Raw genomic sequence first — 24,710 nt, forward strand, 5'->3', positions numbered from 1 at the left:
TCACTGCAGCTTCCACCAGTCTTCCAATCCGCCGCTCACGCGGTCGACGTCCTCAGGCGTGCCGAATACTTCGATGCGATACAAGTGCGGCACACGACACTTGCGGCTGATGATCTCTCCGGCGAGACAGAAGGACTCGCCGAAATTGCTGTTACCCGCGGAGATGACTCCGCGCAGCAGGCTCCGATTGGCCTCGTCGTTGAGGAAGCGGATGACCTGCTTGGGGACCGCGCCCTTCTCCTCCCCCTTGCCCTGGCCTCCCCCGTAGGTGGGGGTGACCAGGACGTACGGCTCGTCGATACGAAGCGGGCCGTCGGAAGAGTGGATCGGGATGCGGCGGGCCGGCATCCCGAGCTTCTCGATGAAACGGGCGGTGTTACCCGACACGCTCGAGAAGTAGACGAGCAGCGGCACGTTCGTCATGACGGCCGCGCTCATCGGTCAGACCAGGCGAGACGCGAGCTCGTCGATCTTGTCGGGACGGAAGCCCGACCAGTGGTCCTCGTCGGTCACGACGACCGGAGCCTGGAGGTAGCCGAGCGACTTGACGTGCTCGAGGGCCGCCGGGTCCTCGGAGAGGTCGAGGACCTCGTAGTCGATGCCCTTGGAGTCCAGCGCGCGGTACGTCGCGTTGCACTGCACGCAGGACGGCTTCGTGTACACGGTGATCGCCATCAGTCGACCCTCTCTTTGCCTCTGGATCCCGCCGGTGCGGGGTCCGTGTGATTCGGTGAAATCTGTCTGCAGGTCGCGGGTGTGGGGTACCCGTCCGCCTGGTTCCGAGGGGTTGGGGCCCGCCGGGAGCTCAATACTACATATGGGTACGGACACCCGGAAGCACCACAAGGGGTAGTAGTTACATCCGTGTAGTTTTTCCGCATCTCTCCACAGATACAACACAGGTTGTCCACCGATTCATCCCCAATTCGGGAACCTCCGAGCGGAGACGAAAAGGCCAGGAATCCGGCCGAAACACCGCGGAGCTCGGCAGGTTGTCCACAGGTCGGACGATACGACGGGCCTCCGACATCGGATCGGGAGCGAATCCGGCGCCCCGGCGTGTCGTCGGCGTGTCGCCGCGAGACCTCACCCCCACATCTGGGATGTCGGTCGCCGACGGTAGATTGGAGGGGTGGCGGGATACTCGGAGCTCCTGCGCGCACCGGGTGTCGCGCGCATCATCGCGGCACAGCTGACGGCTCGGTTCCCCAGTGGGATGACGAGTCTCGCGGTGCTCCTCCACGTCGAGCAGTCGACCGGGTCCTACGGCTATGCGGGCATCGTCCTCGCCGCCGTCTCGATCGGCCAGGCGATCTCCGGTCCCGTCACCAGCCGGTGGATGGGCATCTGGGGCATGCGCCGCGTCCTCACCCTGACCGCGGCCGTCTGCGCTGCCGCCGTCCTCGCGCTCGCTGTCAATCCGTTCGGGATGCCGGGGTTCATCGTCTTCGGCTTCCTCGCCGGCATCGCCAATCCCCCGGTGCAGCCCGCCGTCCGGACGATCTACCCCAAGATCGTGACGTCGCGTCAGCTGACGCCGCTCTTCTCGCTCGATGCGAGCCTGCAGGAGATCATCTGGATCTTCGCTCCCGTGCTCATCACGATCGTCGCGACCCAGGCGGGCACCGTGCCGGCACTCTTCTTGATCGTCGTCATCCTCATCGGCGGATGCGCGTGGTTCATCGCCTCCCCCGAAGTCGGACGCGTCCGCATCCCCCGCAGCCGTCGTGGTTTCGGGCGCGTGCTCGGCAAGCCCGTCGTGCTGCTGTCGACCGTCACCGGCTTCCTGCTCATCGGGGCGTGCGCGGCCGTCGAGGCCGGCGTGGTCGCCTCGTTCGGACACGAGGGCCTCGAAGCGGGGATCGTCCTGGCCGTCTTCGCGGTCGGGAGCCTCGCCGGCGGCCTGGGCTTCGGCCACATCCCGATCGGACGCTGGGCGATGGCCCGCCGCCTCGCGATCGTCGCCGTCGGCGTCTCGCTCGTCATGATCAGCCTCAACGCCTGGTGGATGGGCGCCTCGCTCTTCGTCGCCGGCCTCGGCATCGCCCCGGCCCTCGCGGTCATGTTCGCGATCACGAGCGCGAGCGTGCGCTTCAGTGAGACGGCGGAGGCCTACGGGTGGATCGGCACCGGCCAGCTCATCGGCGCCGCCGCAGGATCGGCCGTCGCCGGCTTCCTCATCGACGGCGTCGGGTCGGTCGGCGCGTTCATCGCAGCCTCGGCCTTCGCCGCCGCCGGCACGATCGTCGCCATCGTCTTCGTCCGCGGGTTCCCCGACCTGCGGGGACGCGACGCGAGTCCGATCCCCGACACCGAGCCCGTCCCGCTCATCACCTGAGCGAGCGCGTCACGCGGCGCGGCGGAGCAGGAACAGGACGGCCTGCGCGTACGCGTCGGCGGGTTGCGGGTGCCGGAAGAGGTGGGGGGCGGCATCCACTTCGATCTCGACCTCGTGGATGTCGGGAAGACGACGGAGCGAACGGAACGTGCCGCGGAGCATCTCGCGCAGCTGCGCCTCGGACGGCAGCCACAGGGCGTCCTCGAGGGCGACCGAATCGAGCGCCCACTCGGTCGTCCCGTTGAAGGCGAGCAGATCGCCGGTGGGGTAGCTGCGAGCCTCGACGGTCATGTCGCTGACGGTGTAGACGTCGGCCTCGAACTCGGGTTCGTCGAGCTGGAACCGGTCGCCGGAACGGGGACGCCAGATCAGGCCGCTCGCGCGCAGCTCGCGTGCCAGGTCGGTGGAGATCATCCCCCCATCCTGGCCCTGCGCTGACCGGTGGGGCCCGTCCTAGGCTGAGAGCATGCCGTCACCCGTCACTCTCCCCCGGCTGAGCTGGGGCAATCCGCGCAGCGACCGCCGGGCACTCCTCGTCCACGGCGTCGGTTCGACCGGAGCGCTCATGTGGCGCTACGCCGTCGCCCTCGCCGACGCCGGCTGGCGTGTCGACGCGGTCGACCTGCGCGGCCACGGCACCGCCCCACGCGGCCTGGACTACACGATCGCCGCGTACGCGATCGACCTCGTCCACACGCAGCCCGGCGAAGACGTGCCGTGGGACCTCGTCCTCGGCCACTCGCTCGGCGGCGCGGCTGCGACCGTGGCCACATCGACGGATCCCGCCTGGACCCGTCACCTCGTCCTCGTCGACCCCGCGATCCACCTCCTCGACGCCGACCGCCAAGCCGTGCGCGCGAGCCAGGAGCAGGCCTTCGCCGACACCTCGGTCGACGCCGTCCGGGCCGCGCACCCCGAATGGCTCGAGCTCGACATCGAGTTGAAGGCGGTCGCCGCCCAGCAGGCGAGCCGCTTCGCCGTCGAGCAGACGGGGCTGCAGAACACGCCGTGGGACGTGCGGGAGGCGGCATCCCGTCTCGCCGTCCCCACCCACGTCATCGCGGGAGACCCGGTGGTCTACTCGATCTTCACGGGCGACCTCGCCGCCGAGGTGCTGCAGAATCCCCGGGTGTCGATGTCCGTCGTACCCGGCACGGGGCATTCGCCGCACCGCGACGCTCCGGATGCCGCGGCCGGGGCCCTGCTCGACGCGGTCCGGACATGGGGGCTGCCGTCATGACGTTCGATCCCGCCGCCCACCTGCCGGACGATCTGCTCGAGCGCATCCGCTCCCGCGCCGCCGCCGTCGACGCTGAGAACCGCTTCCCCGACGAGGACCTCGCCGAGCTCCGCGACGCGGGGTATCTCGCGATCCTCGTGCCGACCGAGCTCGGCGGGGCGGGGCTCGGGCTCCGAGAGGCATCCGTCCTGCAGCAGCGCCTCGCGGGCGCCGCTCCGGCGACGGCGCTGGCGATCAACATGCACCTCGTCTGGACCGGCGTCGCGAAGGTCATGGCAAACCGCGGCGACGACGCCCTCCGCTTCGTGCAAGAGGGCGCCGCGGCGGGAGAGGTCTTCGCGTTCGGCATCAGCGAGGCCGGGAACGACCTCGTCCTGTTCGGCAGTGACACGGATGCCGCGCCCCGCCCCGACGGCTCGTACGCCTTCACGGGCACCAAGATCTTCACGTCGCTCGCGCCCGTGTGGACCCACCTGGGGCTCCACGGCCTCGACACGTCCGACCCCGAGGACCCGCGACTCGTGTTCGCGTTCGTCCCCCGGAGCGACGCGGTCGTGACCCGCGACGACTGGGACACCCTCGGGATGCGGGGTACCCAATCCCGGACGACCGAACTGCACGGTGCCGTCGCCCCGGCGGAGCGGATCGTCCGCCGGCTGCCGGTCGGCCCGAGTCCCGATCCACTGGTCTTCGGGATCTTCAGCGCCTTCGAGATCCTGCTGGCCTCCGTCTACACGGGCATCGCCCGCCGCGCCCTCGACCTGGCCGTCCAGACGGCACGCACGCGCCCCTCGAAGAAGACGGGCCGCACCTACAGCCAGGACCCCGACATCCGGTGGCGCGTCGCCGACATGGCGCTCGCCTACGACGCCCTCCCGGTGCAGGTCGAGTCCCTCGCCGCCGACGTCGACCACCTCGCCGACCACGGCGCGATGTGGTTCCCGAAGCTGTCCGCGATCAAGCACCGCGCCGCGACGACGGCGAAGCAGGTCGTCGATGAGGCGATGCTCGTCGCGGGCGGGTCCTCCTTCTTCACCCGCAACGAGCTGAGCAGGCTCTACCGCGACGTGCTCGCCGGCGTGTTCCACCCCTCCGACCCCGAGTCGGTGCACAGCGCCCTCGCGAACGCCTGGCTGGGGCCGATCGAACCGTGAGTCGCCGGGTCGCTGAGGGCCTCCGTGGCAGGATGGCCGAATGGCCCGCATCCCGTACGACTCGCTGAGCGCCGCTGACCAGCAGCGGTACCGCGGGCTCCGCACCATGAAGGCGGTGGCCCTCGGCGCCCTGCTGTTCATGGCGATCGTCTTCGTCATCGCGTTCATCCTCGAGAAGGAACTCTCGGGCTGGGGCTACGTGCGCGCGGCGGCCGAAGGCGGCATGGTCGGCGCTCTCGCGGACTGGTTCGCCGTGACGGCGCTCTTCCGACACCCGCTCGGCATCCCGATCCCCCACACCGCGATCATCCCGAAGCGCAAGGACGAGATCGGTCGCACCCTCGGCGAATTCGTCGAGACGAACTTCCTCGAGGGCGGCGTCGTCCGCCAGAAGCTCGAGTCGACGAACATCGCGCAGACCGCGGGCGCCTGGCTGCAGGATCCCGCTCACGCGAAGACGGTGGCGGCCGAGGCGTCGACGATGGCCTCCGGCATCCTCACCGCCCTCAGCGACGACGAGGTGCAGGACCTGATCAGCGATCTCGCTCACGAGCACCTCCTCTCGCCCTCGTGGGGTCCCTCGCTCGGCACGTGGCTGTCACGGGTGGTGGATACCGACGCCCACCGCGGCGCGGTCGACCTGGGCGTCGACAGCATCGCCCGGTGGCTCGACGCGAACCGCGAAGCCTTCGACGGGCTCGTCTCTCGCCGTCTGCCGTCGTGGGTGCCGTCGGTCGCGATGCGCCTCGTCGATGACACGGTCTACCACGAGGCCACGAAGTTCGTCGCGGCCGTGCAGCGCGACCCGGAGCATCCGGCGCGAAAGGCCCTCGACCAGTACCTCGAACGCCTCGCCGACAACCTGCAGCACGACCCCGAGACGATCGGCCGTCTCGAGGGTGCGAAGAGCGCCGTGTTCGACAGCCCGCGCGTGCGCGCTCTCGCCGCCGACGCCTGGAACACCGCGAAGGCGGGTCTGCTGCGCTCGCTCGCCGACGAGGAGAGCCCTCTCCGCCGCCGCGTCACCGCCGCCCTCGGCGACCTGGGCGACCGTCTCGCGACCGACACCGCGTTGCAGGAGCGCGTCGACAAGCGCATCGCGGATGCCGCCGTCTTCCTCGTCGACCGTTACCGCCACGACATCGCGTCGATCATCACCGACACGGTGGAGCGCTGGGACGCCGACGAGACGAGCCAGAAGATCGAGCTGCAAGTCGGCCGCGACCTGCAGTACATCCGCCTGAACGGCACGATCGTGGGTGCCCTCGCGGGCCTCGTGATCTTCACCGTCGCCCACCTGCTGCTCCCCTGACATGGCGCTCTCCGCAGACTCCCCCCTCTCCGCAGACCCGCTCTGGCCGCGCGCCGGGGATTGGCCCGCGCCGGACGGACGAGTGGATGCCGCGATCCTCGGCCTGCCGGCTTTCCGCACCTCGCTGTCGCCCACCGGGGCGCACGCGACGCCGGCCGCCGTCCGCGAAGCGCTCCGACGGTTCAGCCCGACGCTGCTCGGGCCTCCCCCGGTCGACCTGAACGACGCGCTCCGGATCGCGGATGCCGGCGACGTCGACGATCCGGACGGTCCCGAGGGCGAGGATCGTGTGCGCGAGCGCGTCCGCGCACTGCAGGCCGACGCCGACCTCGTGATCGCGCTCGGCGGCGACAACTCGGTGACCTACGCGACCGCGCAGGGCGCGGGCGTCACGGGCCTCATCACCCTCGACGCGCACTTCGACCTCCGCGACGGCGTCTCGAACGGATCCCCCGTGCGCCGTCTCGTCGAGGACGGACTCGACCCCCGTCGCATCGTGCAGATCGGGATCGCCGACTTCGCCAATTCGGTCGCCTACGCGTCACGCGCCGCCGACCTCGGCATCACCGTCATCACCCTCGATGAGGTGCGCCGCCGCGGCGCCGAGGACGTCATGATCCAAGCCCTGGCCATCGCCGGGGCCGGAGGCGACGTGCACCTCGACATCGACGTGGACGTCTGCGACCGCTCCGTCGCGCCGGGGTGCCCGGCATCCGTCCCCGGCGGACTCGAGGCGTGGGAGCTCCGCGCCCTGGTCCGCGCGGCGACCGGCGACCGGCGCATCGTGAGCGCCGACGTCGTCGAGGTCGACGCGACAGCGGATGCCGCGGACGGCCGCACCGTCAGACTCGCCGCACTCTGCGTCCTCGAACTGCTCGCCGGAAGGGCACTCGCATGATCACCCTCATCCTCATCCGTCACGCCAAGAGCGACTGGGGCACCGGTCAGGACGACCACGAGCGTCCCCTCAACGACCGGGGCCGCCGCGACGCGCCGATCATGGCGCGTCGACTCGCGGCGACGGGTGTGCGGCCCGCCCGCATCCTGTCGTCGACGGCGGTCCGCGCCCGCACGACCGCTCAGGTCTTCGCCGACGCGCTCGGAGTCCCCGTCGAGACCGACGAGGGGCTTTACGGCGCGCCGGGTGCGAAGCTCCTCGCCGCCGCGGCCGCGAGTGGCGTCACCGACGTCGTGGTCGTCGCGCACGACCCCGGCATGACGGTGCTCGCCGAGCAGCTCTCGGACGGGGGCATCGGTGCCATGCCGACGTGCGCCGTCGCGACGTTCGTGTGGGACACCGACGACTGGGACGTCGCGACGGCGACCCCGCCGGCGCGCTGGAACATCGACACCCCGCGGGACGTCAGCGCGGACTGATCTCCTCGCCGCCGCGGTAGACGCGGTGCACGAGCGGTACGCCGGGGCGATAGGCCAGGTGCCGTCTGCTCGGTGCATCGAGCACGACCAGATCGGCGTGCGCACCCGGGCCGAGGTGTCCGACGTCGTCGCGCCGGAGGGCACGCGCTCCCCCGGCGGTCGCCGCCCACACCGCCTCGCCGACGGTCATTCCCATCTCGCGCACCGCGAGCGCGATCATGAGCGGCATCGAGCTCGTGAAGCTCGACCCGGGGTTGCAGTCGCTCGCGAGCGCGACGGTCACACCGGCGTCGATCAGCCGCCGTGCATCGGGATACGGCTGCCGCGTCGAGAACTCCACACCCGGCAGGAGAGTCGCGACGGTGTCCGACCCCGCGAGCGCCGCGATGTCGGCATCCGTCAGATGGGTGCAGTGATCGACGGATGCCGCGCCCAGCCGCACCGCCAGTTGCACACCCGGTCCCTCGCCCAGCTGATTGCCGTGCACGCGGATGCCGAGCCCCGCCTCCGCGCCGGCACGGAGGATCCGCTCGCTCTCGGCGTCGGTGAACGCACCGCGCTCGCAGAACACGTCGACCCAGCGCACGTGCGGCCGGACGGCGGCGAGCATCCCGCCGCAGACGAGGTCGACGTACGCCTCGCGCTCGGCCCCCTCGGGGATGACATGCGCACCGAGGTACGTGACCTCATCGGTGACCTCGGCAGCCAGCCGGGCGAGACGCTCCTCGCCGTCGACCGTCAGTGCGTAGCCGGTCTTCACCTCGAACGTGGTCGTGCCCTGCGCGTGCAGTTCGGCGACGAGGTCCGCCAGCCGAGCACGCAGCTCGTCATCGGTCGCCGCCCGCGTCGCCGCCACGGTCCGCCGGATGCCGCCCGCGGCATACGGGGTGCCCGTCATCCGTGCCTCGAACTCGTCGGCCCGGTCGCCGGCGAACACGAGGTGCGTGTGGCTGTCGACGAATCCCGGGATCACGGCGCGACCGCCGAGATCGACGCGCGTGACCTCGATCTCCGATCGCGAGACAGCAGCGGCGGCCCGAGACAGCGGCGACAGACCGCTGTCTCGGCCTGCGATTGCTGTCTCGGCGTCGGCGGCCGCACCCGACCACGCGACGCGCCCCCCGTCGACGAGGAGGGCGGCTTCGGCGATCGTCGCGGTCGGGGCCGCGGTATCCGCGTTCGTCGTCAGTTCGGAGATGCCGGTGAACAGCGTCGCCATGTCAGGCGTCCAGCATCGGGACGGTCAGGCCGCGTTCCCGGGCGACCTCCTTCGCCCGGTCGTACCCCGCATCGACGTGGCGCATGACGCCGGTGCCGGGGTCGTTGACGAGGACGCGGGCGAGCTTCTCGGCGGCCAGCGGCGTGCCGTCGGCGACCGTGACCTGGCCGGCGTGGATCGAACGCCCGATGCCGACACCGCCCCCGTGGTGGATCGACACCCACGCGGCTCCCGACGCCGTGTTGAGCAGGGCGTTCAGCAGCGGCCAGTCGGCGATCGCGTCGGACCCGTCGGCCATCGCCTCGGTCTCGCGGTAGGGGCTGGCAACCGAGCCGGCGTCGAGGTGGTCGCGCCCGATGACGATCGGACCGGACAGTTCACCCGACGCAACCATCTCGTTGAACTTCAGCCCCGCGAGGTGGCGCTCCTTGTACCCGAGCCAGCAGATGCGCGCCGGCAGCCCCTCAAAGTGCACCTTCTCGGCCGCCTTCTCGAGCCAACGGTGCAGGGCGGCGTCCTCGGGGAAGAGCTCCGCGACGGCGCGGTCGGTCTTCGCGATGTCCTCGGGGTCGCCCGAGAGCGCGACCCACCGGAACGGCCCCTTGCCCTCCGCGAACAGCGGCCGGATGTAGGCGGGCACGAATCCCGGGCAGGCGAACGCGCGGTCGTAGCCGCCGAGCTCGGCCTCGCGGCGGATCGAGTTGCCGTAGTCGAAGACCGCGGCCCCGGCATCCTGGAACCCGACCATCGCCTCGACGTGCCGCGCCATCGAGGCGCGGGACCGCTCGGTGAAGCCCTCCGGATCGGCCGACGCCTCGGCCTTCCAGTCCTCGAACGCGACGCCCGACGGCAGGTAGGCGAGCGGGTCGTGCGCGCTCGTCTGGTCGGTGACGATGTCGACCGGGATGCCGCGGCGCAGCAGCTCGGGAAAGACGTCAGCCGCGTTCCCCACGACACCGATCGAGCGCGCCTCGCCGGCGTCCTTCGCGGCGAAGGCTCGCTCGACGGCCGCGTCGAGGTCGGCGGTCTGCTCGTCGAGGTAGCCGTGCTCGACCCGGCGGCGCAGGCGCGACTCGTCGACGTCGACGACGAGCACGGCTCCCCCGTTCATCGTGACGGCGAGCGGCTGCGCGCCGCCCATGCCGCCGGCGCCGCCCGTCAGGGTGAGCGTGCCCGCGAGCGAGTTCCGGCCGAGCGAGCGGGCGACGGCCGCGAACGTCTCGTACGTACCCTGCAGGATGCCCTGCGTGCCGATGTAGATCCACGAGCCGGCCGTCATCTGGCCGTACATCGTGAGGCCGAGGTGCTCGAGGCGGCGGAACTCGGGCCACGTCGCCCAGTCGCCGACGAGGTTCGAGTTCGCGATGAGCACCCGCGGCGCCCACTCGTGCGTGCGGAAGACCCCGACCGGCTTGCCCGACTGCACGAGCAGGGTCTCGTCGGGCTCGAGCTCGTCGAGGGTGCGGACGATCGCGTCGTACGCCTCCCACGAGCGGGCCGCCTTGCCCGTGCCGCCGTAGACGACGAGGTCCTCGGGGTGCTCGGCGACCTCGGGGTCGAGATTGTTCATCAGCATCCGCTTCGCCGCTTCGGCGCCCCAGCTCTTCGCCGTTCTCTCGGCGCCTCGCTCCGCGCGGACCGTGCGAGTCGTGGTCGTGTCGGTCATGCCTGTTCTCCTTCGAACGGTGCGGCGCCCGAGCGGAGATCTGCGCTCGAGCGGACGGATCCGGGGGCATTCGTCCTCGCGGCGGCGGATGTCCGCTCGCCGGCCGGTCCGAACGCGGTGCGGGCGACCTCGCCCGTGACGACGAGCTGCGTCGCGGCCTCGAGATCCGGCGCGACGAACCGGTCGGGCCCGGGCCCCTCGACGACCGTGCGGACGAGATCGCGGACCGAGCCGGTGACCGGCGCGGGCTGCAGCGGGGCGCGCAGATCGAGGGCGCGGCATCCGGTCACCACCTCGATGGCGAGCACGCGGGCGAGGCCGTCGATCGCGCGGCGCAGCTTGCGGGCGGCAGCCCACCCCATCGAGACGTGGTCCTCCTGCATCGCCGACGACGGGATCGAGTCGACGGATGCCGGCACCGCGAGACGCTTGAGCTCCGAGACGATCCCCGCCGCGGCGTACTGGGCGATCATGAGGCCGCTGTCGACGCCGACCTCGTCGGCGAGGAACGGCGGCAGCCCGTTGCTGCGCGTACGGTCGAGCGCACGGTCGGTGCGGCGCTCCGAGATCGAGGCGACGTCTGCGACGGCGATCGCGAGGAAGTCGAGGACGTACGCGACCGGCGCGCCGTGGAAGTTGCCGTTCGACTCGACGCGACCGTCGGGCGTGACGACGGGATTGTCGACGGCCGAGGCCAGCTCGCGCTCGGCGACCATCCGGGCGTGGTCGAGGGTGTCGCGCGCGGCGCCGTGCACCTGCGGCGAACACCGGAGCGAGTAGGCGTCCTGCACGCGGGTGCAGATCGCGGGGTCACGGTGGCTCGCGACGATCGGCGAGTCGGCGAGCGCGCGGCGCAGGTTCGCGGCCGAGACCGCCTGCCCGGACTGGGGGCGCAGGGCCATGAGGTCCGCCGCGAAGACGGCGTCGGTGCCGAGCTGGCTCTCGACCGACAGGGCGGCGGCCAGGTCGGCGGTCGCCAGGAGGGTGTCGAGGTCGGCGAGGGCGAGCGACAGCATCCCGAGCATGCCGTCGGTTCCGTTGATGAGGGCGAGACCCTCTTTCTCCTCGAGGACGAGCGGACGGATGCCGCTGGCCGCCAGGGCGTCCGCGGCATCCATCCGCGCGCCGTCCGCCGTGCGGACCGGACCCTCGCCGAGCGCGGCGAGCGCGATGTGCGAGAGCGGGGCGAGGTCGCCGGAGCAGCCGAGCGAGCCGTATTCGTGCACGATCGGGGTTATGCCCGCGTTCAGCATCGCGGCGTACGTCTCGACGACCACCGGGCGGACGCCGGTGCGACCCGTCGCCAGGGTCTGCAGGCGCAGCAGATGGAGCGCCCGGACCACCTCGCGCTCGACCTCCGGCCCCGTGCCCGCCGCATGAGAGCGGATGAGGCTCGCCTGCAGCTGGCGGCGCCGGTCGGGCGCGATGAACGTCGTCGCGAGGGCGCCGAACCCGGTCGAGATGCCGTAGTGCGGCTGCGGGTCGTCGGCGAGCCGCTCGATGAGCGCGCGGGTCTCGGCGGTGCGGGCGAGCGCCGCGTCCGAGACGACGACGTGCGCGTCGTGGCGGGCGACGGCGACGACCTCCGCGGGGGTGAGCGGGGCGTCGCCGAGGGTGACGGTGGTGGGGACGGGCATGAGTCGATTCCAGCGCGCGGCGACCGTGCGCGGGAGGCGGTCGTGGCATCCTTTGTCTGTGATCTCAGACAAGCGGCAGGCGCCGGTCCCAGACAAGCCGAAGGTCCCCGCGGCGGACCAGACGCTCCGCATCCTGAGCTTCCTCGCGCATCAGCGCGGGCCCGTCGCGGCGCAGACGATCGCGACGCACCTCGAGTTGCCGCGATCGACGGTGTACCACCTGCTCGCGGCGATGGCGGCGCACGGATTCGTCGTCCACCTCGACGGCGACCGCCGCTGGGGCCTCGGCACCGCTGCGTTCGAGCTCGCCGGCGGGTACGCACGGCAGGAGCCCCTCGCCCGCCTCGGCCGGCCCATCGTCGCCCAGCTCGCCGACCGCGCGGGCGAGAGTGCGCACCTCGCCGTCATGACGGGGCGCGACGTGCTGTACATCGTCGAGGAGCGGGCGCCGCGACGGCCGACGCTCATCACCGACGTCGGCGTTCGCCTGCCCGCGCACCTGACCGCGACCGGCCGCGCGATGCTCGCCGCCCTTCCCCGTGAGCAGGTCCGCGCATTGTTCCCTGACGCGGCATCCCTCTCCGCCCAGCGCACCGGCCGCGGACCGGGGCGGCCCGGCGAGCTGCGGGAACTCCTCCGGCAGGCCCGAACCGACGGCTACGCGACCGAGGACGGCGAGGTCACACTGGGATTCCGCTCCGTCGGTGTCGCCGTCCGCGACCACGCCGACTGGCCCGCCGCCGCCATCGCCATCACCTGGCCCGACGGTGCCGACGTCGACCCCGACCGCCTCGCCGCGCTCGCGACGGACGCGGCGGCCGACCTCTCCCGCCGCATCGGCCGGCGGTAGCCACCCTCAGCCCGGCACCAACCTCGGAGATTCCGCCGTTCGCGGCGCGAGGAGGCCGGTTCCCGCCCGCAGCGACCGAGAACTCCGCGGTTGTCGCCCGGAGCCTCCGGTAGCCGGGCGTGCGCCAGCACCACTCCGGCTCCCGGCGGCGGCACCGATCCGATACCGCCCCCGGCGTCGAACGGCGGAGATCCCCGGCGACGCGCCCGGTGGGACGTCGCCACCCACGGCGTGTCGCCCGGATGTCCGCGGCTCGCACGGCGTTGCGGACCCGGCAGGCTCCGAACCGCCTCAGCGGACCACGAGACGCGGTTGCACGAGCACGTGCCCCTCGCCTGCCCCCGCCGCGCGCCGCTCGATGCGGGTCCCACCCGCCATCAGCAGGTCGAGGGCGCCGGCAGCGACGAGTTCGGGCAGCTGCTCGACGCTCGCGAGTCCCAGAGCCTCGGCCGCGGGGGTGTTGTCGAAGCCGATGATCGAGAGGTCCGCGCGCTGCGCGGCGACGGCCGCGACATGGGCTCCGACGGCGAGGGTGTCGCTCGCGCACACGACGGCGTCGACCTCGGTCGTCGCGAGCAGCTCGCGGACCTGCTCGCGCGCATCGGCGACCCGCTCCTCGGCCGACAGGCGCAGGTCGGGGCGGGCACCGGCATCCGTCATCGCCTCGCGCCACCCGCGCTCGCGGTCATCGCCCGTGGGCGAGCCCGCGGGCCAGCCGAGAAACGCGATCCGCGGGCCGACGGTGAGCGCGTGCTCGGTGGCGGCGCGCGTGCCCGATGCGCCGTCGACGTCGACCCACAGGTGCGCGGACTCCTCGGGCGACGCCGCATCCCACGGGCGTCCGAACGAGACGAAGGGCACGCCGCGCTCGGTGAGCCAGGCGAGTCGACGGTCGTCGTACCGGGTGCCCGTGACGACGACGGCCTCGACGTCGCCGGCGTGGACGAGGTCCGACATCCGCCGGATCTCTTCGTCCTGATCGGATGCCGCGTACACGAGCACGCGCAGGCCCCGGTCGCCGGCGCTCTCGGTGAGGGCGTGGACGAACCTGTCGAGCACGACGCCCGAGATCCCTCCGGCATACGGATCGAGGTGGATGCCGACGGTCGCGCTCCGCTGCGTACGGAGCCGCCGCGCGGAGGCGTGCGGCGAATAGCCGAGGCGGGAGATCGCCTCCTGCACCCGCTCGCGGGTCGCGGCCTTCACGATGGCGGGCGTGTTCAGCACGTTGCTGACCGTCTGGCGCGAGACGCCGGCAGCGACAGCGACGTCCTCGATCGTTATCGACTTCTCACTCATCGACGCCCCCGCCCCCTTGACAGTGATGGGACCACCCTCTTACCTTGGGCATCATTCCACAATTTGATCGTTCAAAGTCGACCGAGATCAGCACGGTCGGAACGATCGCAGCACCGGGATCGAAGGAGATACGGACATGCGACACAGCAGACGACTCATGGCGCTCGGCGGGGTCGGCCTCGCCGCCACACTCGCCCTCGCAGGATGCGGCGGCTCGGGCTTCGACGACGGCCCCGCGGCCTCGGGCGGGGCGAACGGCACCGACGGCGGTAGCGGCCTCACCTCGTCGGACGACGCCCTCACGATCATGATCGGCTCGTCGGGCGACGCCGAGACGGCCGCGGTCAAGGAGGCCGTCGCAGCGTGGTCGAAGGACTCGGGCGTCGACGCCGAGGTCATCGCCGCCACCGACTTGACCCAGCAGCTCTCGCAGGGCTTCGCCGGCGGCAACCCGCCGGACCTCTTCTACCTCGCGACCGAACTGCTCGCCGGCTACGCCGACAACGGCTCGGTCATCGCCTACGGCGACCAGCTCGAGAACAAGGGCGACTTCTACCCTTCGCTCGTGCAGAACTTCACCTACGACGACAAGTTCTTCTGCGCGCCGAAGGACTTCTCGACGCTCCAGCTGATCATCAACAAGAACCTGTGGGACAAGGCGGGCCTCACCGAGGCCGACATCCCGACCGACTGGGACTCGCTGGCCGCAGCGGCGAAGAAGCTGACCTCGGGCAACACGACCGGTCTCGTCTTCAGCGGCGAATACCAGCGGGTGGGCGCCTTCATGGCCGAAGCCGGCGGGCGCCTGGTGTCGGAGGACGGCACGACGGCCGTCGCCGACAGCCAGGAGAACGCCGACGCCCTCGCCTACGTGAAGGAGCACCTCGCCGACGGCACGTTCGCCTACGCCGCCGACGTGGGTGCCGGCTGGGGCGGAGAGGCGCTCGGCAAGCAGCTGGGCGCGATGACCATCGAGGGCAACTGGATCACCGGCGCCCTCGGCGACTACCCCGACGTCGACCCGCTCGTCGTCGAACTGCCCGCCGGCCCCGCCGGAAAGGGCACGCTGCAGTTCACGAACTGCTGGGGTATGGCCGCCGACAGCCCCAACCAGGAGGCAGCCCTCAGCCTGGTCGAATACCTGACGACCGCCGAGCAGCAGCTCGCCTTCTCGAAGGCGTTCGGCCCCATGCCGTCGGTGCAGTCGGCCGCCGAGCAGTGGACGACCGACAACCCCGACCTCGAGGCGTTCCTCTCGGGTGCGGACTACGCCCAGGGCGTGCCGACCAACGACGGTGTGTCCGACGTCTTCACCGACTTCAACGCGCAGCTGGCGACCCTCAAGGACGGCGACCCCGCCACGATCTTGAAGAGCGTCCAGTCCAACCTCGAGGCGATCGTCGGCTGACATGGCCTCGCCCGTCATCACAGAGCGGGCACCCGAGAAGACCCCTCGCCGAGACCACCGCTCACGCGGTCTGCGTCGCGGCGAGGGTGTCGCCGGGTGGCTGTTCGTCTCTCCCGTCGTCGTGATCCTCGGGGTGTTCCTCTTCCTCCCCGTCCTCATGGCGCTGTGGGTGAGCGTCTCGGACTGGGGCGGCCGTGGCAGCCCTCTCTCGCCGAACGTCAATTTCGTGGGGCTCGACAACTACGGCGAGCTGACCTCGGGGCAGGGGCTCCGCAGCCGCGACTTCGGCACAGCCCTGCGGAACAACGCCTGGTACGTCTTCCTCGTCGTCCCTCTCCAGACGGCGCTGTCGCTGTTCCTCGCGGTGCTCGTCAGCCGCCGGATGATGAAGGCGCGCGGCTTCTTCCGCACCGCCTTCTACTTCCCGTCGGTGACGAGCTCGGTCGCCATCACCGTGCTGTGGATCTTCCTCTTCAGCGCCGCCGGCCCCGTCAACGCGCTCATCGCCGCGGTCACCGGCGGCAAGGGACCGAACTGGTTCAACGACCCCCGCGGCATCGTGCACCTGCTCTTCGGCGTGGTCGGGGTGGATGCCGCGCCCGCCGCGATCTCGCAGCCCGGGTTCCTCGGCCTCTCTGGCTGGGACTGGATCGCGGGACCCTCCGTCGCGATGAGCGCGTTCATCATCATGGCGGTGTTCACGACGAGCGGCACGTTCATGCTCCTGTTCATCGCTGCGCTGCAGAACGTCGGCTACGAGCTGACCGAGGCGGGCATGATGGACGGCGCGAGCGCCTGGCAGCGCTTCTGGCGGATCACGCTCCCCCAGCTGCGCCCGACGCTCTTCACGGTCATCACGCTCGGCCTGATCGGCTGCTGGCAGGTCTTCGACCAGATCTACACCGGCACCAAGGGCCAACCGGGCAAGACCACCATCACCCCCGCCTACCTGTCGTATACGTCGGCGTTCAGCAATCAGGACTGGGGCATCGGCGCGGCCATCGCCTTCATCCTGTTCCTCATCATCATCGCGTTCACGCTGCTCCAGCGGTGGCTCCTGCGGGAGCGCCCCGTCTCGAAGCGCCGCATCCGCGCCTACACGCCGAAGGGGGCACGGTCATGACCGACAGCAGGACCCTCGCTCGCACGAAGACGCTCACCGACGAGCCGATCGACCGTGCACCGCGGCGGCGGGGCCGGCTCACCCCGGCATCCCGCCTCGGACAGATCGCGCTGTACGCGGTCCTCGCCCTGCTGGCCCTCGTCTACATCTATCCGTTCCTCGTGCAGGTGGCGACCTCCTTCAAGAGCGAGCAGGAGGCGGCATCCAACCCCATCTCGTTGATCCCGCAGACCTTCACGACGGCCGCCTACGAGCGGCTGTTCCTGAACAGCGACTTCCCGCTGTGGTTCGCCAACTCGGCGGTGGTCACGATCCTCGTCACGCTCGGACGCGTGTTCTTCGTCTCCCTCGCCGGGTACGCGCTCGCCCGCCTGCGATTCCGCGGGCGCGGTCTGATCTTCGCGCTCGTCGTCGGCGTCATGGCGGTGCCGTCGGTGGTGCTCCTGATCCCGCGCTTCCTCGTGCTCAACCAGCTCGGGATGTACGACTCGTACGCCGGTATGGTCCTGCCGCTGCTCGTCGACGCGGCGGGCGTGTTCATCATGAAGAACTTCTTCGAGTCCATCCCTCCCTCGGTCGAGGAGCAGGCGCGCATCGACGGCGCGGGCACCTTCCGGGTGTTCTGGTCGGTCGTCCTGCCGATGGCGCGACCGGCGCTGATCACGATCGTGATCCTCTCGTTCCAGGGGTCATGGAACGAGCTGACCCATTTCATCGTCTCTGTTCAGGACCCGGGCCTGTTCACCCTGACGCGCGGCGTCGCGAGCCTGTCGTCCGGGCAGCTGAGTCAGGGCACGCAGTATCCGTTGAAGCTCGCCGCCGCGGCGCTCATGACGATCCCCGTCGCCGTGGTCTTCTTCATCTTCCAGAAGCGCATCATGAACACCTCAGAAGGAGCAGTCAAGGGATGACCGCAGGCCTCCAGCCCTTCCTGTCCGACGCCGTCGTCGTCCTCCGCGCGCCCACCCAGGTGTGGTCCCGCGAGGACGGTGAGATCGGCCCCCATTCGCTCGACACCGCGTCGATCGACGGCGTCTTCCACGGCGACACGCGCTTCATCCGCGCGACCCGCGTCCGCTACGGGACGGATGCCGCGACCCACGCGCCCGAATGGATCTCCCGCTCGGCGGCGTCGGCATCCGATGCGCGCTTCGAGGCGTTGCTGCGACGCCTAGACGACCGCACGCCGGACCCGAAGATCCGACTGACGCGGCGTCGCGTCGTCGCCGACGGGCGGATGAGGGAGGAGTTCACCCTCGTCTCGCATCTGGAGGAGGCGGTGGAGCTCGTGCTCGAGGTCGCGGTGACTCCGGACGCGACGCCGATGCAGGACGTCAAATCCGGCACCGTCGGCGCAGCTCCGGTCGAACGGACCTTCTCGGGCGACGCCGTGGAGGTCAGTTCGGGCGACGCGTCGATGCGCCTGCAGGCGCCGGGCGCCGAGGTGACCGCAGCCGGCGACGACCTCATCCTCACGTGGCGCGTGACCTGCTCGTCGCGGTCCACCGCGACGGTGTCCTGGCACGTGGACCTCGACGACCCGTCGCTCGTCGTCCGGGGCACGACGCGGCAGGTCGACTGGGCGCTCGAGCCCGTCGACGGCGTCGATCCGCGGCTGTTCCGTTGGCTCCGGCAGGCGCTCGACGACCTGGACGCCCTGCGCCTGACTCTGCCCGGCAACCCCGACGAGTTCTTCGCCGCCGGCGCACCGTGGTTCTTCACCCTCTTCGGGCGCGATTCGCTGTGGGCGGCACGCCTGTTCCTCTCCGTCGACCCGGGGATGGCGGCATCCACTCTGCGCGCGCTCGGACGGCTGCAGGGTTCCACCGCCGACCCGGCGACCGCGGAGGAGCCGGGCAAGATCGTCCACGAGCTGCGCGCCGGCACGCTCACGATGCCCGGCGAGGGCATCTCGCTTCCGCCGCTCTATTACGGCACGGTCGACGCGACCCCGCTGTGGATCACGTTGCTCACCGAGGCGCACGAGGCCGGGATGCCGGAGGCCGAGGTGCGCGATCTCCTGCCGACGATGCACGATGCGCTCGACTGGGTGATCGCGTCGGCGAACGCGGACGGCTTCCTCGATTACGTCGACGAGACCGGCCACGGCCTTTCGAATCAAGGGTGGAAGGACTCGGGCGACTCGATCCAGTGGCGCGACGGGTCGCTCGCGGACGGCCCCATCGCACTCTCGGAGGTGCAGGGCTACGCCTACGAGGCCGCGGTCCGCGCCGCGGATCTCCTGGACGCTCTCGAAGAGGGCGGCGCCGAGCGGCTGCGGTCGTGGGCGGCGGACCTCCGCACGCGCTTCCGCGAGCGCTTCTGGGTCGAGACGTCGGAGGGCCGGTACCCGGCGATCGCTCTCGACCGCGACGGTCGGGCGGTCGACACCCTGACCTCGAACGCGGGTCACCTGCTGGGCACCGGCATCCTCGATCCCGACGAGGAACGCGACGTCGCCGATCTGCTCGTCGGCCCGTCCATGGCGTCCGGCTTCGGCCTCCGGACGATGTCGACGGATGCCGGGGGCTACTGGCCGCTCAGCTATCACGGCGGCAGCGTCTGGGCGCATGACACGGCGATCGTCGCGCGCGGCATGGCGCGGGCGGGCCTCACCGACCACGCACGCGTGCTGGTCGACGGAATGCTCGCCGCCGCCGAGGCGTTCGCCTACCGCATGCCGGAACTCCACGCCGGTGACGCCGCGAGCGACGTCACCGTGCCGGCTCCCTACCCCGCAGCCTGTCGGCCGCAGGCGTGGTCGGCGGCAGCCGCCGTCGTCTGTCACGAGATCGCCACGCGGACCGGCTGACAGAACCCCGCCGGTGGGTGGAGACTGACTTCCGACTCGACCCATCCCGGAGGATGCATGCCGCAGAAACTCGCCTCGATCGCGGACCACGTGGGCAGGATGGGCCGCACCCGGATGGGCGCGCTCCTGCTGCTGCTCGCGACCGTCGCCGCCGTCGTGTGGGCGAACATCTCCTCCGAGACCTACGCCGGATTCTGGGACACCCACCTGATGATCGGGCTGGGCGACATCCACCTCGACTTCACGCTGCACGCGCTCGTCAACGACGCACTGATGGCGATCTTCTTCTTCACCGTCGGGCTCGAGGTGAGGCGGGAGTTCGCGATCGGCGAGCTGACCAGCTGGTCGCGCGCCGTCGTCCCCGTGATCGCCGCCGTCGCCGGACTCGCCCTGCCCGCCCTCCTGTTCGTCCTCATCGCCGGTCCGAGCGGGAACGCGGATGCCTGGGGTGTCGTCATCTCCACCGACACGGCCTTCCTCGTGGGCGCCCTCGCGCTCATCGGGCCGCGCGGGTCGGGACGCCTGCGGGTGTTCCTCCTCGCCCTCGCCGTTGTGGACGACATCGGGGCGCTCAGCATCATCGCCCTCGTCTACACCGAGACGTTCACACCGATGCCGCTCCTGATCGCCGCGGTCGGCCTCGTCGGCATCTACCTCGTCCGCTACCTGCGCGGCGGACGCGGACCGATCTACGCCACCCTGGCCGTCATCGTGTGGCTCGCATTCCTGGCCTCGGGCGTGCACCCCACCCTGGCCGGCGTCGCGATCGCGCTGCTCGTGCCGGTCTACCGGCCCGACCGCCGCGACGTCGAGCATGCGCTCGAGCTCGCGCGCACGTTCCGGCAGTCGCCGAGCACCGAGTACGCCCGGGCCGCGGCGAACAGCCTGCGCGAGGCGATCTCGATCAACGAACGCCTGCAGACCGCGTACGCGCCGTACGTCGCATACGTCATCCTGCCGCTGTTCGCCCTCGCGAACGCGGGCGTCTCGCTCAGCCCCGACATCCTGGCCGCCGCCGCGACCTCACCTCTCACGTGGGGCGTCGTGGTCGGTCTCGTCGTCGGAAAGCTCGCGGGCATCTGGGGGTCGACCGCCGTCCTCAAAGCCCTCAAGATCGGCGACTTCGGTCCGGGACTCTCCCTCGACCGCATCGGCGGTGGCGCGGCCCTCGCCGGCATCGGCTTCACGATCTCTCTCTTCATCATCGACCTGGCGATCGAGGACCCCGACGCGCAGAACCAGGCGCGGGTGGGGGTGCTCGCGGCATCCGTCATCGCCCTCGGCCTCGGCGCGCTCCTGTTCCGGATCGCCGACGCCCGGAGCCCCGAGGAGGAGGTCGGCCAGACGCTCGTGCGTCCCGTCGACCCGCGCCGGGACCACATCTTCGGGTCCGCCGACGCTCCCTTCGAGATCGTCGAGTACGGCGACTTCCAGTGCGGGTTCTGCCTGAAGGCGTCCGGGTCGATCCAAGAAGTGATGGACGAGCTCGGACCGAACCTCCGCTACGTGTGGCGGCACGCCCCCCTCACGGTGCAGCACCCCAACGCCCTCGCCGGGGCGGAGGCATCGGAGGCGGCGGCGAAGCAAGGCAAGTTCTTCGAGTTCGAGCGGGGGCTGTTCGCCGACCAGGACAACCAGCTGCCGTCCGACATCGTGCGTCTGGCCGCGCGTCTCGGACTCGACGTGCCGAGGTTCGAGCGCGATCTCACCGCGCCCGACGTGGCGAGTCGCGTCCGCGACGACATGTTCGACGCCGAGGCGATGAACATCCACTCGGTGCCGACCTTCTTCGTCAACGGTCGCCGTCACACCGGCCCGTACGACGCGCAGTCGCTCATCCGGGCACTGCAATCGCAATCCGACGCACCGGTCTCGCCCGCGGGTCGATAGGTTGGGCGCCATGGCGCAAGAAAACGCTCCCATGATCATGGACGCGATGATGTCGCCCGACCTCTCCGACGCGCACTGGCGCCGGCTGGTGTCGGCCGCCGTCTCGCAGGACGTCGAGGTCGGCGACTACGTCTTCCGCACCGGCGAGGCGGGCTACGACCTGATCTTCGTCGAGTCGGGAGAGGTCGAGATCGTCCGCGACGCGCTCCGCTGGATCGGCGAAGCGGTCATCACGACGGTCGGTCCCGGGCGGTTCGCCGGCGAGCTCGGCATCCTGAACGGTCAGAGCGCGTTCCTGTCGGCCCGGGTGACGAAAGCCGGCCGCGTGCACCGCCTCTCGCGTGCGGCACTCCGCGAGATCATGAGCGAGGACGACGAGCTCTGCGACCTCATCCTGCACGCGCTGTGGGCGCGGCGCGAGTCGCTCCGCACCGGCCCCGCCGCGATGACGCTGAAATTCGTCGGCACGACGACCTCGAACGACTTCCTGTCGCTCCGGCGCTTCGCCGAACGGCTCGACCTCGTCCACAAGGCCGTGGCCCTCGCACCCAGCGACCTCGACACGCTCGACGTGCACGAGGTCGCCGCCGAAGACCTGCCGGTCGCCTACGTCCAGGGCGAGCCGATCCCCCGCGCCACCCCGGGGCTCGTCGCGGAACGCCTCGGTCTCAGCTACCGGGCCGAGTCCGATGAGATCGTCGACCTCGTCGTGGTCGGCGGCGGACCGGCCGGACTCGCGGCCGCCATCTACGGCGCCTCCGAGGGGCTGAGCACCGTGCTGCTCGACGCAGTCGCGCCGGGCGGGCAGGCGGCATCCACCTCGCGCATCGAGAACTTCCTCGGGTTCCCCTTCGGCGTGAGCGGCGGCGATCTCATCGGCCAGGCCGTCCTGCAGGCGCTGAAGTTCGGCGTCCGCGTGTACGCACCGTGCGAGGCGGTCGCGCTCGCACAGGTCGGCCCGGACCTGCTCGACGTCACTCTCTCCGACGACCGCGTCATCCGCGCGCGCAGCGCCATCGTCACCTCGGGGGCGGCCTACCGTCGTCTCGCCCTCGACCGGTGGGAGGACTTCGAGCGCTCCGGCGTCTACTACGCCGCGACCCCGCTCGAGCTCCGCCAGGTGCAGAACAAGCCGGTCGTCGTGGTCGGCGGCGCGAACTCCGCCGGGCAGGCCGCGCTCTACCTCGCGGCCCACGGCTCCCCCGTGCACCTCGTCATCCGCGGCACGGACCTCCGCACCCGGATGTCCAGCTACCTCGCCGACCGGCTCGCCGAGGATCCGCGCGTGCGGGTGCACACGGCATCCCAGGTCACCGCCCTCGACGGGAACGGCACTCTCGAGTCCGTCACGATCGACTCCGCCGGGGCCGTCGACGCGCGCGGGCTGTTCTGCTTCATCGGGGCGGACCCGGCGACGTCGTGGCTGCCCGGCATCGACCGCGACACCGACGGCTTCATCCGCACCGGCACCGACGTGACCGTGCAGTCGATCGGGCAGTGGCGCGACCTCGGGCGCGAGCCGTTCCCGTTCGAGACCTCCGCGCCGCGCGTGTTCGCTGCGGGCGACGTGCGTCGCGGATCGATGAAGCGCGTCGCCGCGGCCGTCGGCGAAGGATCGAGCGCCGTCGCCTCGGTGCACCGCGCCCTGGCCTACTGACCCATCGAGAGGATGAGATGAGCTCCGACATCGACACCAACGTCGCCCCCTCGGGCGCGGGCTGCGCCGAGTGCGATCAGCAGGACGGGTTCTGGGTGCACCTGCGCCGCTGCGCGGCGTGCGGTCACGTCGGATGCTGCGACACGTCACCCGGCCAGCACGCGACCGCGCACTTCCGCGAGACCGGGCACCGCCTCGTGCAGAGCTTCGAGCCCGGCGAGGACTGGTTCTGGGACTACGTCGACGAGACCATGTTCACCGGCCCCGAACTGGCCGAGCCCACCAGCCACCCCGCCGATCAGCCCGCTCCCGGCCCGCGCGGCCGGGTGCCCCTGAACTGGCGCGAGCTCATCCACACCTGAGCACGCGTCAGACGACCGAGACGACCCGTCCGCCGGTGAGCCGCACGAGCTCATCGAACGTCATCGGGAAGACGGTGTGCGGGGTGCCACCGGCCGCCCAGATCTCGGGGTAGCCGGCGAGGTCCTCGTCGACGAGCGTCTCGAGGGGAGCCGGATGGCCGGTGGGGGCGACCCCGCCGATGGCCTGGCCCGTCGCCTCGCGCACCTGCTCCGGGGTCGCGCGGCTGATCTTGCCTCGCCCGATCCGTGCGGCGAGGGCTGCGGTGTCGACGCGGTGGGCCCCGCTGGTCATCACCAGCAGCGGCCGCCCGTCGCACTGGAACACGAGGCTGTTCGCGATCGCGCCGACCTCCACGCCCAGGGCGTCGGCCGCGAGCACCGCGGTCGAGGCCGCGTCGGGCAGCACGACGATCTCGCCCGGGATGCCGGCTGCGCGCAGCGCGTCGTGGACGAGGCGGCTGCGTGCGCTGAGGTTCTCCGTCACCGGTCAGCCCCGCGCGAGGATCTCGCCGTGCGGCATGAGCAGCCAGCCGTCGGGAGCCGCGGCCCACTCGCGCCACCCCGCCGAGATCCGCTCGAGGTCGGCTCGGTCGGCGAGGCCCTGCTCGAGGGCGTGCTCGGCGTACGAGGAGTGCAGGGCGCGATCGGCCCACGACCCGCCCCACCACGCACGCTGCTCGTCGGTCTCGAACAGCCACGTCGACGCGCTCACGGCGACGTCGGTGAACCCCGCCTGGCGGGCCCACGCCTTGAGGCGCCGGCCCGCAGCCGGCTCGCCCCCATTGTTACGACCGATGCGCAGCAGCAGGTCGAGCCACTCGTCGAGCGCGGGGATGTGCGGGTGGATGATGATGCCCGCGTAGTCCACGTCGCGCGCGGCGACGAGGCCGCCCTGCCCGGCGAGGCGACGGAATTCGCGCAGGGCATCGACGGGCCGGCCGAGGTGCTGCAGGAGCTGGTGCGTGTGGACGATGTCGAAGGAGCCGTCCGGGGCGTCGACGGCGTAGGCGTCCGCCGTCTCGAAGGAGACGTTCGTGACGCCTTCGGCTGCGGCGTGGGCCTGCGCCTGCGCCACGACCTCCGCCGAGGAGTCGAGGCCGACGACCCGACCGGGATCGAGCCGGCGCGCGAGGTCGACCGTGATCGTGCCCGGGCCCGATCCGACGTCGAGGAGGGACGCGCCGGGGCGAAGATGCGGCAACAGGTACCCGACCGAATTCTCCGCCGTCCGCCAGCTGTGCGCCCGCAGGACGCTCTCGTGATGGCCGTGGGAATAGCGTTCGGTCTGCATGGGCCACAGCCTAGGCGGCGGCCGATATGCGAGGCAGAATGATGACGGATGCCGCAGATCGGCGGCATCCGCACC

Annotated in this window: 23 protein-coding genes; 14 read left to right on the top strand and 9 right to left on the bottom strand. The window is 71.2% G+C overall.

Features of this window, described 5'->3' with window-relative positions; all coding sequences use genetic code 11:
* Both nrdI and nrdH read right to left on the bottom strand, forming a co-directional pair.
* The gene (gene nrdI / locus BLR68_RS02430) at nucleotides 1-438 is read right to left on the bottom strand and encodes a class Ib ribonucleoside-diphosphate reductase assembly flavoprotein NrdI (protein ID WP_018188438.1); all 438 of its coding nucleotides are present in this window, start codon (nucleotides 436-438) and stop codon (nucleotides 1-3) included.
* Between the two features lie 3 nt (nucleotides 439-441).
* Nucleotides 442-675 (bottom strand): glutaredoxin-like protein NrdH, encoded by a 234-nt coding sequence (gene nrdH, locus BLR68_RS02435; RefSeq protein ID WP_018188439.1) that lies wholly within the window; start codon nucleotides 673-675, stop codon nucleotides 442-444.
* Nucleotides 676-1,132: 457 nt separating this feature from the next.
* On the opposite strand from nrdH, the gene BLR68_RS02440 reads away from it, so the two are divergent.
* The gene (locus tag BLR68_RS02440) at nucleotides 1,133-2,338 is read left to right on the top strand and encodes an MFS transporter (RefSeq protein ID WP_018188440.1); all 1,206 of its coding nucleotides are present in this window, start codon (nucleotides 1,133-1,135) and stop codon (nucleotides 2,336-2,338) included.
* A 9-nt stretch (nucleotides 2,339-2,347) separates the two neighbouring features.
* Here BLR68_RS02440 and BLR68_RS02445 read toward each other — a convergent pair whose 3' ends face one another.
* Nucleotides 2,348-2,752, bottom strand: a complete 405-nt coding sequence (locus tag BLR68_RS02445) for a hypothetical protein (RefSeq protein WP_018188441.1) — start codon at nucleotides 2,750-2,752, stop codon at nucleotides 2,348-2,350.
* A gap of 52 nt (nucleotides 2,753-2,804) precedes the next feature.
* Between BLR68_RS02445 and BLR68_RS02450 the strand changes: the two genes are divergently transcribed.
* Genes BLR68_RS02450 through BLR68_RS02470 form a run of 5 tightly spaced genes read left to right on the top strand, consistent with a single transcriptional unit; the run spans nucleotide 2,805 to nucleotide 7,421 of the window.
* Complete coding sequence (locus tag BLR68_RS02450; protein WP_018188442.1) at nucleotides 2,805-3,578, top strand: alpha/beta fold hydrolase; 774 nt, start codon at nucleotides 2,805-2,807, stop codon at nucleotides 3,576-3,578.
* Nucleotides 3,560-4,732 (top strand): acyl-CoA dehydrogenase family protein, encoded by a 1,173-nt coding sequence (locus BLR68_RS02455; RefSeq protein ID WP_018188443.1) that lies wholly within the window; start codon nucleotides 3,560-3,562, stop codon nucleotides 4,730-4,732. The genes BLR68_RS02450 and BLR68_RS02455 overlap by 19 nt, the downstream gene beginning before the upstream one ends.
* 40 nt (nucleotides 4,733-4,772) lie before the next feature.
* On the top strand, nucleotides 4,773-6,044 hold the full coding sequence (locus tag BLR68_RS02460; RefSeq protein WP_020411043.1) for a DUF445 domain-containing protein: 1,272 nt from the start codon (nucleotides 4,773-4,775) through the stop codon (nucleotides 6,042-6,044).
* A 1-nt stretch (nucleotide 6,045) separates the two neighbouring features.
* Nucleotides 6,046-6,942 (top strand): agmatinase family protein, encoded by an 897-nt coding sequence (locus tag BLR68_RS02465; protein WP_026303002.1) that lies wholly within the window; start codon nucleotides 6,046-6,048, stop codon nucleotides 6,940-6,942.
* A complete protein-coding gene (locus BLR68_RS02470) occupies nucleotides 6,939-7,421 on the top strand; it encodes a SixA phosphatase family protein (RefSeq protein ID WP_018188447.1) in 483 nt (160 codons plus the stop codon). Before BLR68_RS02465 ends, BLR68_RS02470 begins: the two co-directional genes overlap by 4 nt.
* Here BLR68_RS02470 and hutI read toward each other — a convergent pair.
* From hutI to hutH, 3 genes are read right to left on the bottom strand one after another with little or no spacing between them, the layout of a single operon-like run.
* Nucleotides 7,408-8,640 (bottom strand): imidazolonepropionase, encoded by a 1,233-nt coding sequence (hutI, locus tag BLR68_RS02475; RefSeq protein WP_018188448.1) that lies wholly within the window; start codon nucleotides 8,638-8,640, stop codon nucleotides 7,408-7,410. The genes BLR68_RS02470 and hutI overlap by 14 nt on opposite strands.
* 1 nt (nucleotide 8,641) lies before the next feature.
* Nucleotides 8,642-10,306, bottom strand: a complete 1,665-nt coding sequence (hutU, locus tag BLR68_RS02480; protein WP_018188449.1) for a urocanate hydratase — start codon at nucleotides 10,304-10,306, stop codon at nucleotides 8,642-8,644.
* Entirely contained in the window at nucleotides 10,303-11,943 is a 1,641-nt protein-coding gene (hutH, locus tag BLR68_RS02485; RefSeq protein ID WP_018188450.1) for a histidine ammonia-lyase, read from the bottom strand. Before hutH ends, hutU begins: the two co-directional genes overlap by 4 nt.
* Nucleotides 11,944-12,001: 58 nt before the next feature.
* Between hutH and BLR68_RS02490 the strand changes: the two genes are divergently transcribed.
* Nucleotides 12,002-12,793, top strand: coding sequence for an IclR family transcriptional regulator (locus tag BLR68_RS02490; protein ID WP_018188451.1), 792 nt, complete (start codon nucleotides 12,002-12,004; stop codon nucleotides 12,791-12,793).
* Nucleotides 12,794-13,084: 291 nt separating this feature from the next.
* Here BLR68_RS02490 and BLR68_RS02495 read toward each other — a convergent pair whose 3' ends face one another.
* Nucleotides 13,085-14,092, bottom strand: coding sequence for a LacI family DNA-binding transcriptional regulator (locus tag BLR68_RS02495; RefSeq protein ID WP_018188452.1), 1,008 nt, complete (start codon nucleotides 14,090-14,092; stop codon nucleotides 13,085-13,087).
* Between the two features lie 136 nt (nucleotides 14,093-14,228).
* Here BLR68_RS02495 and BLR68_RS02500 point away from each other — a divergent pair, with 136 nt between their 5' ends.
* From BLR68_RS02500 to BLR68_RS02530, 7 genes are read left to right on the top strand one after another with little or no spacing between them, the layout of a single operon-like run.
* Nucleotides 14,229-15,500 (top strand): sugar ABC transporter substrate-binding protein, encoded by a 1,272-nt coding sequence (locus tag BLR68_RS02500; RefSeq protein ID WP_040570614.1) that lies wholly within the window; start codon nucleotides 14,229-14,231, stop codon nucleotides 15,498-15,500.
* A 1-nt stretch (nucleotide 15,501) separates the two neighbouring features.
* Nucleotides 15,502-16,623 (top strand): carbohydrate ABC transporter permease, encoded by a 1,122-nt coding sequence (locus tag BLR68_RS02505; protein WP_018188454.1) that lies wholly within the window; start codon nucleotides 15,502-15,504, stop codon nucleotides 16,621-16,623.
* Complete coding sequence (locus BLR68_RS02510; RefSeq protein WP_018188455.1) at nucleotides 16,620-17,534, top strand: carbohydrate ABC transporter permease; 915 nt, start codon at nucleotides 16,620-16,622, stop codon at nucleotides 17,532-17,534. Before BLR68_RS02505 ends, BLR68_RS02510 begins: the two co-directional genes overlap by 4 nt.
* On the top strand, nucleotides 17,531-19,435 hold the full coding sequence (locus BLR68_RS02515; RefSeq protein ID WP_018188456.1) for a glycogen debranching N-terminal domain-containing protein: 1,905 nt from the start codon (nucleotides 17,531-17,533) through the stop codon (nucleotides 19,433-19,435). The genes BLR68_RS02510 and BLR68_RS02515 overlap by 4 nt, the downstream gene beginning before the upstream one ends.
* A gap of 57 nt (nucleotides 19,436-19,492) precedes the next feature.
* Entirely contained in the window at nucleotides 19,493-21,325 is a 1,833-nt protein-coding gene (nhaA, locus tag BLR68_RS02520; RefSeq protein ID WP_018188457.1) for a Na+/H+ antiporter NhaA, read from the top strand.
* Nucleotides 21,326-21,335: 10 nt separating this feature from the next.
* Nucleotides 21,336-22,982: an FAD-dependent oxidoreductase gene (locus tag BLR68_RS02525; protein WP_256335298.1), complete on the top strand. Its 1,647-nt coding sequence runs from the start codon at nucleotides 21,336-21,338 to the stop codon at nucleotides 22,980-22,982.
* 17 nt (nucleotides 22,983-22,999) lie between these two features.
* Nucleotides 23,000-23,344 (top strand): UBP-type zinc finger domain-containing protein, encoded by a 345-nt coding sequence (locus BLR68_RS02530; protein ID WP_018188459.1) that lies wholly within the window; start codon nucleotides 23,000-23,002, stop codon nucleotides 23,342-23,344.
* Between the two features lie 7 nt (nucleotides 23,345-23,351).
* Here the strand turns inward: BLR68_RS02530 and BLR68_RS02535 are convergent, their stop codons facing one another.
* A complete protein-coding gene (locus BLR68_RS02535) occupies nucleotides 23,352-23,828 on the bottom strand; it encodes a YbaK/EbsC family protein (RefSeq protein ID WP_018188460.1) in 477 nt (158 codons plus the stop codon).
* A 3-nt stretch (nucleotides 23,829-23,831) separates the two neighbouring features.
* Nucleotides 23,832-24,635: a methyltransferase domain-containing protein gene (locus tag BLR68_RS02540; RefSeq protein ID WP_018188461.1), complete on the bottom strand. Its 804-nt coding sequence runs from the start codon at nucleotides 24,633-24,635 to the stop codon at nucleotides 23,832-23,834.
* Nucleotides 24,636-24,710 lie beyond the last annotated feature (75 nt).

Origin of the sequence: Microbacterium sp. 77mftsu3.1 (assembly GCF_900100525.1) — a bacterium.
Taxonomy (GTDB): domain Bacteria; phylum Actinomycetota; class Actinomycetes; order Actinomycetales; family Microbacteriaceae; genus Microbacterium; species Microbacterium aquilitoris.

What these genes read in the sequence shown, in the direction of transcription:
- BLR68_RS02525 (WP_256335298.1), top strand. Translation starts at nt 21,336, where the DNA reads ATGGCGCAAGAAAACGCTCCCATGATCATGGACGCGATGATGTCGCCC.
- BLR68_RS02530 (WP_018188459.1), top strand. Translation starts at nt 23,000, where the DNA reads ATGAGCTCCGACATCGACACCAACGTCGCCCCCTCGGGCGCGGGCTGC.
- hutI (WP_018188448.1), bottom strand. Translation starts at nt 8,640, where the DNA reads ATGGCGACGCTGTTCACCGGCATCTCCGAACTGACGACGAACGCGGAT.
- BLR68_RS02445 (WP_018188441.1), bottom strand. Translation starts at nt 2,752, where the DNA reads ATGATCTCCACCGACCTGGCACGCGAGCTGCGCGCGAGCGGCCTGATC.
- BLR68_RS02455 (WP_018188443.1), top strand. Translation starts at nt 3,560, where the DNA reads ATGGGGGCTGCCGTCATGACGTTCGATCCCGCCGCCCACCTGCCGGAC.
- BLR68_RS02450 (WP_018188442.1), top strand. Translation starts at nt 2,805, where the DNA reads ATGCCGTCACCCGTCACTCTCCCCCGGCTGAGCTGGGGCAATCCGCGC.
- nrdH (WP_018188439.1), bottom strand. Translation starts at nt 675, where the DNA reads ATGGCGATCACCGTGTACACGAAGCCGTCCTGCGTGCAGTGCAACGCG.
- BLR68_RS02470 (WP_018188447.1), top strand. Translation starts at nt 6,939, where the DNA reads ATGATCACCCTCATCCTCATCCGTCACGCCAAGAGCGACTGGGGCACC.
- hutU (WP_018188449.1), bottom strand. Translation starts at nt 10,306, where the DNA reads ATGACCGACACGACCACGACTCGCACGGTCCGCGCGGAGCGAGGCGCC.
- BLR68_RS02505 (WP_018188454.1), top strand. Translation starts at nt 15,502, where the DNA reads ATGGCCTCGCCCGTCATCACAGAGCGGGCACCCGAGAAGACCCCTCGC.
- nrdI (WP_018188438.1), bottom strand. Translation starts at nt 438, where the DNA reads ATGAGCGCGGCCGTCATGACGAACGTGCCGCTGCTCGTCTACTTCTCG.
- BLR68_RS02465 (WP_026303002.1), top strand. Translation starts at nt 6,046, where the DNA reads ATGGCGCTCTCCGCAGACTCCCCCCTCTCCGCAGACCCGCTCTGGCCG.
- BLR68_RS02500 (WP_040570614.1), top strand. Translation starts at nt 14,229, where the DNA reads ATGCGACACAGCAGACGACTCATGGCGCTCGGCGGGGTCGGCCTCGCC.
- BLR68_RS02515 (WP_018188456.1), top strand. Translation starts at nt 17,531, where the DNA reads ATGACCGCAGGCCTCCAGCCCTTCCTGTCCGACGCCGTCGTCGTCCTC.
- BLR68_RS02495 (WP_018188452.1), bottom strand. Translation starts at nt 14,092, where the DNA reads ATGAGTGAGAAGTCGATAACGATCGAGGACGTCGCTGTCGCTGCCGGC.
- hutH (WP_018188450.1), bottom strand. Translation starts at nt 11,943, where the DNA reads ATGCCCGTCCCCACCACCGTCACCCTCGGCGACGCCCCGCTCACCCCC.
- BLR68_RS02540 (WP_018188461.1), bottom strand. Translation starts at nt 24,635, where the DNA reads ATGCAGACCGAACGCTATTCCCACGGCCATCACGAGAGCGTCCTGCGG.
- BLR68_RS02460 (WP_020411043.1), top strand. Translation starts at nt 4,773, where the DNA reads ATGGCCCGCATCCCGTACGACTCGCTGAGCGCCGCTGACCAGCAGCGG.
- nhaA (WP_018188457.1), top strand. Translation starts at nt 19,493, where the DNA reads ATGCCGCAGAAACTCGCCTCGATCGCGGACCACGTGGGCAGGATGGGC.
- BLR68_RS02510 (WP_018188455.1), top strand. Translation starts at nt 16,620, where the DNA reads ATGACCGACAGCAGGACCCTCGCTCGCACGAAGACGCTCACCGACGAG.